The sequence below is a fragment of the Vibrio sp. M260112 genome (assembly GCF_036533775.1).
Taxonomy (GTDB): domain Bacteria; phylum Pseudomonadota; class Gammaproteobacteria; order Enterobacterales; family Vibrionaceae; genus Vibrio.
The window spans coordinates 13,185-24,445 of sequence record NZ_JATABH010000001.1 but is presented as its reverse complement, the minus strand read 5'-3'; the positions used below and the strand labels follow the sequence as shown (position 1 = coordinate 24,445).

Below are 11,261 nucleotides of genomic sequence, written 5' to 3'. Positions count from 1 at the left end.
TTTCAGAAAGTTGAAATAACAGCATCGGACTTTGAAGACATTAAGAAGGGCAATATGTCTTTTGATGAAATCTATAGGAAGTATCAAGTCCATTGACAATGGAATCAAGCTTATTGTAAATAACGCCACTCATCCGAGTGGCGTCCCTCTTCCCAGAACCACTCAATCCACTCACAGAACCCTCTCTCGCGATTAGAAACCGCAAACTCCAGCGGTATCAGCCACGGGAATATATTGTTAAACCCTGTGGTATTAGGACTGTGATTCGGTGTGTTCTGGCTCTGGGGTAGAAAACATGTTTTTATACATAACATATATCCTCAAATAGATGCATTGAGGCAAAAAAAGCGGGGAGCGCAATTGCTCCCCATTGTCGTTTTTTATCGTTGCTAGTGGCATTACTTTTCTTGATTGCGTCACAGCCTTCAGGAGCAGTGATGGGCATCAGTGGTGGTATTTCGATGTCTGGCGGCGGTGTATCGGACGGAAAAGGTGCGGCCCCTGAAGGTTTGGCTAAAGATGTTACTAATATGGGAGATGTTACTGGTGGCAATGGTGGCTTCAATGCATCTAATGGACGAACAAGCAGCAAGCAAACGGTTGTAACCAGCTTGACGTCAAATGGTAGCTTAGATATCAATGTTGGTGGCAACACAGATATTAAAGGGGCGACCATTGCAGCGCTGGATGATGAAGGCAAAGACAGTGGCAAACTTAACTTAACCACAGATTCATTGAGCTATGCTGACCTTTCTAATACTCGCTACAGTCAAGACCAAAGCTTAGGCCTTAATAGTAGTGTCGGTACCAATAATGGTGAGCTGGATTCAACCAATAACTCAACGTCCCTTCAATACAAAAACACGTCTGGTTATGATAAGAGCAAGACGTTGGCAACCATCGGCCAAGGTAACTTAAACATTGGGGATTTAGAGTCTTCCGACGACACGTCTCGCCTCAACCGCGATATCGACAACACCGAAAAAGACCTATTCAGCGTTGACCGCACTCAGGGGGATATTGATGTTACGGTTGATCACCGCTTGTTGAGTGAAGAAGGTCGGGCGCAGATAGGAAAAGAGATGGATGAGTTCGGAAACAACATACAAAAAACTGCTCAGAACGTGCCAGCCGCAGAAGGTGGTAATATAGTTGAGAATGCTGTGGGTGAATTACTTAATGAGTTGAGCTTTTATACAGGTGGGATACTACCTAGTGACGAAACGAATGGTGGCATAGTAGCCCAAATCCCAGTGCTGTTAGGTGATACTGATGTACAAAACAAAGTGCTTCAGGTAGGTACTGCTGATATGTTAAAGAATGAACAGTTAGACAACTAATCCCTATTGAAGAGAGTGACTATTACATAAAAGCGTCGGAAGAAACTCAGAGTAAACTGAAGGGAATGAATTTGTTGATAAGTAAAGCCCCGGTCAAAGTTACTGAAGACACATCAACCCTCCAGAATGGCACCAATGGTATGATGAATAGCGAGGGAGATGCAATTAAGAATGTTCTTAGCCAGACCCACAACTACGATAAGGATAGTGCTGGTTATGGCAGTGTGTTGCTCAACGTTAATTACAATCCAACTCATGGATTCGTAGGTGACGGTCTAGAGTCTTTCGTAGATAAAGTGGGCGGAACCACAGGCATGGCGAAACAGACAGGTGAATTTATCCGTGATACCACAACAGCGCAAGGTAGCAATGGTTCCAATTTTGCTAACCATTCACAGGGGAATCTGCTTACCAAGAGTGGTCTTGAGTATATTACAGGCAAAGATAGTTATGATCAGGGAGGTTTTAAAGGCCCAACTTACTTTGATAATGGTTTGAACGATAAAGGAATTCCAACCTTCGCTGGATATGGTTCACCGGTAAATACCGAGGACATGAGGCAAGTGGTCAAAGATGCAAAGTTTGGTTTTAGAGGAAATTATACTAATAAAGGTGATTTTGTTGGTGAGAACCTTGGTAAGAACGTCGGAGATAATGGTAATAGAGGAAATACGGTATTAACGACTATAAAAGATACAGTAAATTTAGACACTTATAAAAATGCCGCGATGTTATTTTCTGATGAATCACCACATAGCAATTATAATTGCGGGGATTTACCCACAGCGGTCTGCGGAGCAAAACAACCATGAAAAAATTAATAAATGCAACGGTGTCTCTTTTGATACTTATCTTTGTTTCAGGTTGCTCTGGGGGAAAGTACTTTTATTTAACCGATGCGGATGTTATTGAAAACCCTTATATCGCCTTTAACCCGCCAAAACAAGACTGGTACTTATACAATAATAGAGACTGGAGAGTATTGTATGGTGGGACGAGTAGCGAAAATTCGGCAGTACAGTGGATAGGGTTATCAAATGCTAACCCAAGCATTATGACCTTAAAATTTCGCACTGATAACTATATCTCTCCAGAAGATGACTACTATTTTAATAGTGATTTTGATGAAGACTATGGGCGTTATTTTACGGAGCCTGATTTTTTGAAGACGAACAAAATTCAGGGAATTACATTCGAAGAGATGTGGACGACTTATATCAAAGGGATACATTGCAGCGCTGGTTCGTATTTGCAAGGTATCGGAGGTAGCTATGCACCCACTGGAAGTAAAACGACAAGTATAAAATGTGGTTATTATGATAAGACCATCAGTGACAATGATGGAATGCGAAGGATATCCATCAGGTATACAATCAACTTTTATGCGAGTACTAGTGATGAGCAAAAAATCGAAAATGAACGCTACTTGAAAGATGCCGTTAATCAGATAGTTGAAAGCATCAAAATCAAAAACCTCGATGTAGAGCGTATGGAAGCCGAGGGCTTGATGTTCTATGACAAAGAGTTCGAACTAGACCCTGAAGACTCGGTTATTTGGCGTGCCGAATAGAAATCCTTGCAGCCAAAGAAACCACCCAGACGTTCAGCAGTGAAGAAAAACTGTCAGTCAGTTTGGGTGATGATTTTAATGGTGTGAGCGTTGAAGACGGCCATTTTGATTTCAGGCTTGACTCCGATAGCCGATAGCAACCAAAACCAGATAGGTGTAAAAATGGGCCAACAATTGCTTAAGTTGAGCTGGATGCTAGCAATACTACCCAAAACAGCCACCTGCTTAGCAGGTGGTTTTTATTTTCGCCGATGGCTCGCTTAAGCTGTGGCTTCTTTTTCTAGCAGCAGCGCGTTGTAACGTGCGAAACCAACTTCAAGGTCTGCAATAAGATCGTCAACATTTTCCAGACCAATATGTACACGTATTAGTGTGCCTTCAAAATTAGGATTGGCAACGGTGCGCAGGTTATCAAAACTTTTAGGTTCGTTGGCTAAGATTAAACTCTCAAATCCACCCCAAGAGTAACCCATACTAAAGTGCTGCATACCATCAAGTAATGCGGTAGTTGCACGTGGATAGCTGGTTTTTAGAACAAACGAAAACAGGCCGTTACCGCCGGTAAAATCACGGTTAAAGAATTCGTGGCCTGGGCAAGAATCCAAGGCAGGATGACGCACGTGGTCAACTTCAGGTCTTGTTTGGAGCCACTGTGCCACTTTGAGGCTGTTTTCTGCGTGTTGGCGCATGCGAACGTCGAGTGTTCGTATACCACGCAGCCCAAGGTAAGCGTCATCCGGAGAAACACACTGACCCATTAAGTAGCTTTGTTCGCGAAGTTGGTCCCAATGCTTCTCGTTGGCTACCGCGGTTCCAAGCATCACGTCTGAGTGACCGACAATGTATTTGGTCGCCGCTTGAATAGAAATATCGACGCCGTGATCAAATGGTGAAAAGTTCACTCCCGCAGCCCATGTATTGTCGAGCATGACAATCATCTCATTTTCATGAGCGATACGCGCTAGGGTAGGAACATCTTGAACTTCCATCGTGATAGAGCCTGGAGATTCTAAAAACAGGATCTTGGTATTGGGTTTGATGAGGCTGCGAATCTCTTCACCTATGGTTGGCTCATAGTAGGTGGTCTCGATTCCCATCTTCTTGAGGATCTTGTCACAGTAGTCGCGTGTCGGCTCATAACAGGTGTCAACCATCAAAATATGGTCTCCTGTTTCGACAAATGACAGAATAGCGTTAGCAATCGCTGCTGTACCGCATGGGTATAACGCACAGCCAGCGCCGCCTTCGATTTCTGTCATTGCGTCTTGAAAAGCAAAATGCGTATTGGTACCACGGCGACCGTAGAAGAGAGTTTTGTTCGCTCGGTTGACGGTTGCATGGTGTTTTTCCGCAACGGTATCGAAGACCACAGTTGAAGCGCGTTGAACGGGTGGGTTGACAACCCCATTAGTCCATTTTTTGTCGCGGCCTGCCGTAACATACTTGGTCTGTTTGCTTTCTGACATTGGAAGTCCTTATCTATTAACGCATTGCCATATTTAAACCATGGCAAGGCGTCAATATCAAGCACGGATCAGAGTAGAGGGTTAAACAGGTAAAAAACTCGTTCCAAAAAGCGCGAATAAAGAGTGCGTTTTTGCCATTGTTCGATGTCGACCTGATGAGATTGATTGATGTAGCTTTGCTGAAGCCACAACATCTCTTTGGTAAAGGCTTCATCGTCAATTGCTAATGTCAGTTCGAAGTTTAGCCATAGACTACGCATGTCCATATTAACAGTGCCCACTAAGCAGAACTGTTCATCGATCACGACTGACTTAGTGTGGAGTAGACCACCATAAAACTCGTAAATTTCGACCCCTGCACTAAGCAATTCACTGTAGAAGGCACGAGAGGCCCACTGAACCATGATGGAGTCATTCTTATGCGGGATGATCAACTCAACTTTAATACCCCTTTGAGCGGTCATTTTGAGTGTTTCTAGTAAGTCAGAACTTGGCACAAAATAGGGTGTAGTAATTCGAACGGAATGATTGGCCTGATTGATTGCTAATGTGAGCACCTGGGATATTAGGTGATCAGGCATCCCTGGACCAGACGGAACGACTTGAATAGGGTGCTGAGGTTCGTTCGGGTTAATGTGGCATTCTGGTAACTGAGGAAAACGACGAGAGCCAGTTTCCACTTCCCAATCCCAGCAGTGAATTGCTGATAGCACATTGACGGTAGGGCCCGTTATACGAACCATAATATCAATCCACTGACCGACACCAGAATCTTGCTTGAAGTACGCTGGATCAACCATGTTCATTGAGCCCGTGTAGGCAATTTTTTCATCAATAACGATGATTTTTCTATGCTGACGTAAATCGAGGCGGCGTAAGAATATACGCCATGGACTGACTTCTAGAGCTTGAACGACTTCGATACCTGCATTGTTCATCATCTTTAACCACTCGCTGCGGAAAAAGCGTGGACTACCAGCGGAATCAAGCAGTAGCTTCACATTTACACCACGTTTGGCAGCTTTGATTAAGGCAGATGCAACGGAGTCGGCTAGTCCACCCGGATGCCAAATATAGAAAACCATTCGAATACTTGATTGCGCATTTTCGATATCGTCGATGACCGAATGGAGGATTTGTTCGGGCGAGCTTTGTAGTGACAAGGAGTTGCCAGACAATGCAGGCAAGCCTAATCGGTTATTACACAGTTCGTCGATACGGTAAATATGTCGGCCGAAACTTTCGGGCGAGTGAGCGTGGCAGTCATTGAGTTTGGCGAACCACTGTGCAAAGGGAGACAGCATCTCCTTTGCTCTCTCTGCCCGTTTACGGCCGAGGTTGAGTTCACCAAATAGGAAATAGCAAGCGACACCTACAACCGGAATGATGTAGATAACCATTAACCAGGCAAGCGACACACTCACCGCTCGGCGCTTTAGTACAACACGAATGGTTACACCTGCAACGAGTATCCAGTAAAAGACAATGCCAGCGAGAGTCAGGAAGTGATAAAACTTTTCCATTCAGATACCTAGGTAATATATAGCACTCCAATATTAGAGCTCACGGCGCGCTAGGGCAAGTCACAAATTAGTGGCGGTAGAAACTATACGGAATGAATGCTGAAAAGCACAAATATGTTATGTGAATGTAAAATCTGGTGTTTGGCGGGTGTTATAGGCGAAAAAAACAGCATTTAAACACAATCTTTACATTTATGGTGGAAAAATATACTGTTCGGGCTTCCAATTTTAATCTTAAACTGTTTTACTTGCTACAACGTTAGCGTCACTGACAAGTTTAATAAGTGTAAAAAAAATTATACAACCACTTTTAAAGACGCCTAACAGAAGCAAACACAACTTAAAACATGATTTAATGGAGTAACCATGGCTACAAGTACAAGTGCACAGCCCCGTGATACATGGGGGTCTAAACTAGGCTTCGTCATGGCCGCAGCAGGTTCTGCTGTTGGTTTAGGCAACATATGGAAATTTCCTTACACAGCAGGTGAGAGTGGCGGCGGTGCGTTCGTTGCAATTTACCTACTTTTTGTAATTTTTATCGGCTTTAGCGTAATGCTTACAGAATTCGCTATTGGTCGTAAGACAGGTCTATCAGCAGTAGGTGCGTTCAAATCGACTGACCGTCGTTGGACCTTTACTGGGGTAATGGGGGTTCTAAGTGGCCTACTGATCATGGGTTTCTACCCTGTCGTAGGTGGTTGGGCTCTTGCATACATCTTCAAAGTGGGTGGTGGTCTACTAAGCACACCTGAAGCAATCGGTGATAGCTTCGGTAGCTTTATCTCAGATCCTGTTCAGCCACTTATGTGGATGGGTATCTATCTAGCTTTCAACATCATTATCGTAATGAAGGGTATTTCAGGCGGTATCGAGAAAGCGGGTAAGATTCTAATGCCGCTTCTATTCCTAATTCTGATCGTTGTGTCGGTAAAAGGTTTGATGCTACCAGGTGCAATGGCAGGTCTAGAATTCCTATTCATGCCAGACTTTTCAAAAGTAGACAGTAATGTTGTTCTAGCTGCGCTAGGTCAGGCATTCTTCTCACTAAGTCTTGGTATGGGCTGTATGATGACCTACGGTTCTTACCTGAAGAAGAAAGAGAACTTAGTTCAGACGACAGGTATGGTGACGGCTATGGATACGGGTGTTGCGATCCTAGCAGGTGTCGCGATGTTCCCAGCAATGTTCGCGTTCGGTATGGAACCCGCAGCAGGTCCTGGCTTGGTGTTCGTTGTTGTACCTCAGCTATTCGCTGAAATGGGCGGCGTAATCGGTTTACTATTCGCTCTAATGTTCTTCATCGCACTAACGGTAGCAGCACTAACATCTTCAGTTTCTCTTCTTGAAGTTGTTGTATCTTACCTAATCGATGAAAAAGGTATGAAGCGTTCAACAGCAGTACTTAGCTCAAGCGTAGTAATGGCTTCACTATGTGTGTTCGCTTCACTATCTCTAGGTGGTGTAGGTCCAACATTATTTGGTACAGGTGCATTCGATATTTTTGACTTGTTAACCGATAAGATCTTCCTAGCGGTTGGCGGTATGTTGGTGTGTATCTTTGCTGGCTGGCGTCTATCTCGTGCAGACCTTGAGAAAGAAATCACTAACGACGGCGAAGTATCATTCCCACTATTCGGTCTATGGTACAACTTGGTTAAATACGTGATTCCAGTTGCTATCGCTATTGTTGCCTTCATGGGTGTCAAGTCAGGCTTCGATAGTGGCAAAGGTGAAATCATGCTGTTAGGTCTTGCTATCATCGCGGTTGCGGGTATCTTCTCTAAGAAGCTATAAATCTGTCTAAAAAGCGGACCTAACTAAAAACCTCCCACTTGGGAGGTTTTTTCGTTTTAGTTAATAACCTTGTTAAAGAAGTATAATATACAGCCGATAAGTCATATAGATTCTAAATTTACCTAAAGCATTCAATAGAGGAAGCTACATAGTGAAATGGTCTGTTCGAAGTAAATTGTATGCCGGGTTCGGCTGTATTCTTGCCATTATGACTATCATGGCAGGTGTTATCTGGATGGAAGTGAATCAGTCACATGCTGTTGCTGATGAAATTAGAAAAGATGATGTTCCTGAAGTGGTTGGCTACTTGAGTTTAATTGATGAGGCGGGTGATGTGTATCGAGATGCAACGGGAGCCATTACAGGCGTGCCGGGCGCATTTGACGATTACAAAACCAATAAGCAAGAATTTGCTGATGCAATTACTCACGTGAAAACATTAGAGACTCAAGGAAAGTCAGATTATCAACGTGTTGAAAAAATTGAACAACTGATGCGCGGTTTTACTCAAGGGTTTGAGCGAGATATCGTACCTTTGTTGGGTAACAAAGATGCGTTAAAGCAAGAAATTACAGCATTGCGGGAGTTGTACGAATCTTATCTAGCGCCAATCGAAGCACTGCTTGATGGAGCTTCATCAGAATCAATTGAAGGCACGGACGGTTCTCTTCTTGGGCTGATGGAGTCATTTAACACCATTGAAAATACGATCTTAATTCTGTTTGTTATCGCATTGATCCTGACTTGTACCATTGCGTACTTGCTTTCAAACTCAATTACCACACGTCTCACCAAGTTAGATAGTGTGGCGCAAAAGGTCGCTGACGGCGATCTGACAGCAGAAGATATTGCCGATAAATCGGGCGATGAGCTGGCAAACCTAGCGGTGTCGATTAATAAGATGCAAGCTTCGTTAACCACACTGATTGGTAGCATTTCATCAGTCGCGGTTGAAGTGAAAAGTGTCACTAGCGAACTATCAAATGTCAGCCAAGATATTGTACAAGGCGCCTCATCTCAAGCAGGCAAAGCTAACTTGATAGCAACTGCAGCAGAGGAGTTAAGCTTAACGATTGCAGAAGTTGCACAGCAAGGAACAGCCACCTTTGAAGAGGCACAACGCTCAGAAGGCAGCGCTGAATCAGGTCGTCAGATTATCACTGAGATGGTCGATTCTATTCAGCAGGTGAGCTTGCAGATGACAGAGATGTCAAAGCAGATGAATGGCCTTGGTAAACATAGTGAGCAAATCGGCTCAGTGATTCGAGTGATTGAAGATATTGCTGAACAAACTAACTTGTTAGCACTTAACGCTGCGATTGAAGCGGCTCGTGCTGGAGAGTTTGGTCGTGGCTTTGCTGTGGTTGCTGATGAAGTGCGAGCACTGGCTGAACGTACGACTAACGCGACAAAAGAAGTGGGCGGTATTATTCAGCAGATTCAATCAGGCACTCAAGAGGCTGTAACCTATACGGTTGAGAACTGTCAGTTGGTTGAAATCGGTGTAGAGCGTAGCTCTGGAGCGGTAAGTGTGCTAGAAGAAATCGTTGCTGGAGCTGCCAACGTGCAGGCGATGGTTAACTCGATTGCTACTGCAGCAGAAGAGCAGACGGCCGTGACTAAAGAAATTGCTGCGGATATCACTGCGATCAGCGATATATCAGAACGCTCTCTTCAACTGGCAAATAGAAGCTCACAAAATGTTGAAGGTTTAAACTCTAAAGTGGCAGAGTTAGAGCTGCTAGTGGGTAAATTCAAACTAAGTTAGCACCTAACTGGTTTAGAACCGCACACTTGAAACTGGCTTTCACATGGATTATGGGTATACTCGTGCGTCCAAAGTGGAGCCAGTTTTAATGTTCGATATCTTACACACTCACACTGATTTTATTGTCATCAGCAAACACCCCAATGTTTCAGTACATAAGGATGATGGCGATACCATGCTACTGCAAGAAGTTGCCAAACTGACCAGTGACGCGAAGCTCTATCTCATCCATCGTCTAGATAAAATGACTTCAGGTATTTTGCTATTGGGTCGAAGTTCTTCTGCCGCCAGTGAACTCTCACAGATGTTTGTACAGCGCAGCGTAGAAAAGTACTATCTTGCGATTGGTAGTAAGAAGCCGAAAAAGAAACAAGGGCTGGTGAGTGGTGATATGGAGCGTTCACGCCGCGCTTCATGGAAGCTGCTTAACTCTCAGACTAATCCTGCCATTACTCAGTTCTTCTCATCAGCCGCAGAGCCGGGTGAAAGACTCTTCTTATGCAAGCCACATACTGGAAAGACGCACCAAATCAGGGTGGCGTTGAAATCTGTCGGCTCTGGCATCGTCGGCGATCCTATTTACAATGCAGGTTCCGAGTCGGACCGTGGTTATCTGCACGCTTTTGCGCTGCGTTTCACTTATCAACAACAAGATTTTAAATTTATTTGTGACCCAAGAAACCAAAGTGTTTTAGGGAGTAAATGGAACACTGATATCACATGCCAAGGTATCGAATCTTGGCTTACACCATGGGAGTTAACATGGCCGAAGATAAACAAATAACACCAATCGCTATGCAAGCTGAACACTTACCGTGTTTCTTTGCACAACTGACCACACAACTAGAGATGGTGCCGAATGAAGTAAGACGTTTGTTCCATGGCCGTGGGCGTCGTTTTGATGGTTTAGAACAGTTAACGTGTGATTGGATTCAAGGCCAGTTGATTGTCAGTATCTTCAAAACCGTTGATGATCAATTTTTAAAAGCGCTTAAAGCGGGTTTGATGGAGATTCCTCAGTCTGCTCTCTGGAGTGAGAAACAGGGGCAAGCAATAGTCATTCAGCACCGATATGCGGAAGGCGCGCCTTCTGAAGTACTGCTTGGCGATTTAAACAGTCGTCCAGTTGTCGTTGAGTCGCAGTTGAAATACCAGCTTGATATCGGACGCAACCAGAACACGGGTCTGTTTTTGGATATGCGCTATGGACGTGACTGGGTAAAGGCAAACGCCAAACATAAAAATGTACTCAACTTATTTGCTTACACTTGCGGTTTCTCCGTGGCAGCGATTGAGGGGGGGGCTGATCAAGTGGTTAACGTTGACATGTCGAAAGGTTCACTGGCAAAAGGAAGAGAGAACCACAAACTCAACGGTCACAATATTAATCAGGTAAAGTTTCTCGGCTACGACATTTTCCGCTCGTGGGGGAAAATCAAAAAAATGGGTCGTTACGACCTTATTATTATTGACCCACCGTCGTTCCAAAAGGGTAGCTTTGCTTTAACTAAAGACTACAAACGTATCTTGAGAAAACTTCCGGAACTCTTGGCTGAGGATGGGCAAGTGCTCGCGTGTGTAAACTCACCGCAAGTGACGTGCGATTTCTTGATCGATGGCATGAAGGAAGAAGCGCCTACATTGAATTTTGTTGAGCGTCTTGAGAATCCACCAGAATTCGCAGATGTGGACAGTGAAGCGTCATTAAAAGTTATGTTGTTTAAATAAAAAACGACCCATGCAGCAGGCAGCTACCCGCTTATTGTTCAAAAAGAGCTTCGCGCCCATTTAGCGAGC

At 44.2% G+C, this 11,261-nt stretch carries 9 protein-coding genes; 7 read left to right on the top strand and 2 right to left on the bottom strand.

Annotated features, from left to right (window positions below; genetic code table 11):
• The first annotated feature begins 437 nt into the window (after positions 1 to 437).
• From QTN95_RS00120 to QTN95_RS00110, 3 genes are all read left to right on the top strand, one after another.
• Entirely contained in the window at positions 438 to 1,340 is a 903-nt protein-coding gene (locus tag QTN95_RS00120) for a hypothetical protein (protein WP_331415880.1), read from the top strand.
• A 71-nt stretch (positions 1,341 to 1,411) separates the two neighbouring features.
• Positions 1,412 to 2,152 carry a hypothetical protein gene (locus QTN95_RS00115; RefSeq protein WP_331415879.1) on the top strand — a complete coding sequence of 247 codons (741 nt, stop codon included), beginning with the start codon at positions 1,412 to 1,414 and terminating at the stop codon, positions 2,150 to 2,152.
• Entirely contained in the window at positions 2,149 to 2,910 is a 762-nt protein-coding gene (locus tag QTN95_RS00110) for a hypothetical protein (RefSeq protein WP_331415878.1), read from the top strand. The genes QTN95_RS00115 and QTN95_RS00110 overlap by 4 nt, the downstream gene beginning before the upstream one ends.
• Positions 2,911 to 3,170: 260 nt before the next feature.
• Here QTN95_RS00110 and QTN95_RS00105 read toward each other — a convergent pair whose 3' ends face one another.
• Both QTN95_RS00105 and cls read right to left on the bottom strand, forming a co-directional pair.
• Complete coding sequence (locus QTN95_RS00105; RefSeq protein ID WP_331415877.1) at positions 3,171 to 4,376, bottom strand: cystathionine beta-lyase; 1,206 nt, start codon at positions 4,374 to 4,376, stop codon at positions 3,171 to 3,173.
• A 68-nt stretch (positions 4,377 to 4,444) separates the two neighbouring features.
• Positions 4,445 to 5,899: a cardiolipin synthase gene (gene cls / locus QTN95_RS00100; RefSeq protein ID WP_331415876.1), complete on the bottom strand. Its 1,455-nt coding sequence runs from the start codon at positions 5,897 to 5,899 to the stop codon at positions 4,445 to 4,447.
• 366 nt (positions 5,900 to 6,265) lie between these two features.
• On the opposite strand from cls, the gene QTN95_RS00095 reads away from it, so the two are divergent.
• From QTN95_RS00095 to QTN95_RS00080, 4 genes are all read left to right on the top strand, one after another.
• Positions 6,266 to 7,696 carry a sodium-dependent transporter gene (locus QTN95_RS00095; RefSeq protein WP_331415875.1) on the top strand — a complete coding sequence of 477 codons (1,431 nt, stop codon included), beginning with the start codon at positions 6,266 to 6,268 and terminating at the stop codon, positions 7,694 to 7,696.
• A gap of 151 nt (positions 7,697 to 7,847) precedes the next feature.
• A complete protein-coding gene (locus QTN95_RS00090; RefSeq protein WP_331415874.1) occupies positions 7,848 to 9,464 on the top strand; it encodes a methyl-accepting chemotaxis protein in 1,617 nt (538 codons plus the stop codon).
• A gap of 88 nt (positions 9,465 to 9,552) precedes the next feature.
• On the top strand, positions 9,553 to 10,248 hold the full coding sequence (locus QTN95_RS00085; RefSeq protein ID WP_331415873.1) for a TIGR01621 family pseudouridine synthase: 696 nt from the start codon (positions 9,553 to 9,555) through the stop codon (positions 10,246 to 10,248).
• An 11-nt stretch (positions 10,249 to 10,259) separates the two neighbouring features.
• Complete coding sequence (locus tag QTN95_RS00080) at positions 10,260 to 11,192, top strand: class I SAM-dependent methyltransferase (protein WP_331416035.1); 933 nt, start codon at positions 10,260 to 10,262, stop codon at positions 11,190 to 11,192.
• Positions 11,193 to 11,261: the final 69 nt, after the last annotated feature.

What these genes read in the sequence shown, in the direction of transcription:
- QTN95_RS00120 (WP_331415880.1), top strand. Translation starts at nt 438, where the DNA reads ATGGGCATCAGTGGTGGTATTTCGATGTCTGGCGGCGGTGTATCGGAC.
- QTN95_RS00110 (WP_331415878.1), top strand. Translation starts at nt 2,149, where the DNA reads ATGAAAAAATTAATAAATGCAACGGTGTCTCTTTTGATACTTATCTTT.
- QTN95_RS00105 (WP_331415877.1), bottom strand. Translation starts at nt 4,376, where the DNA reads ATGTCAGAAAGCAAACAGACCAAGTATGTTACGGCAGGCCGCGACAAA.
- cls (WP_331415876.1), bottom strand. Translation starts at nt 5,899, where the DNA reads ATGGAAAAGTTTTATCACTTCCTGACTCTCGCTGGCATTGTCTTTTAC.
- QTN95_RS00095 (WP_331415875.1), top strand. Translation starts at nt 6,266, where the DNA reads ATGGCTACAAGTACAAGTGCACAGCCCCGTGATACATGGGGGTCTAAA.
- QTN95_RS00085 (WP_331415873.1), top strand. Translation starts at nt 9,553, where the DNA reads ATGTTCGATATCTTACACACTCACACTGATTTTATTGTCATCAGCAAA.
- QTN95_RS00080 (WP_331416035.1), top strand. Translation starts at nt 10,260, where the DNA reads ATGCAAGCTGAACACTTACCGTGTTTCTTTGCACAACTGACCACACAA.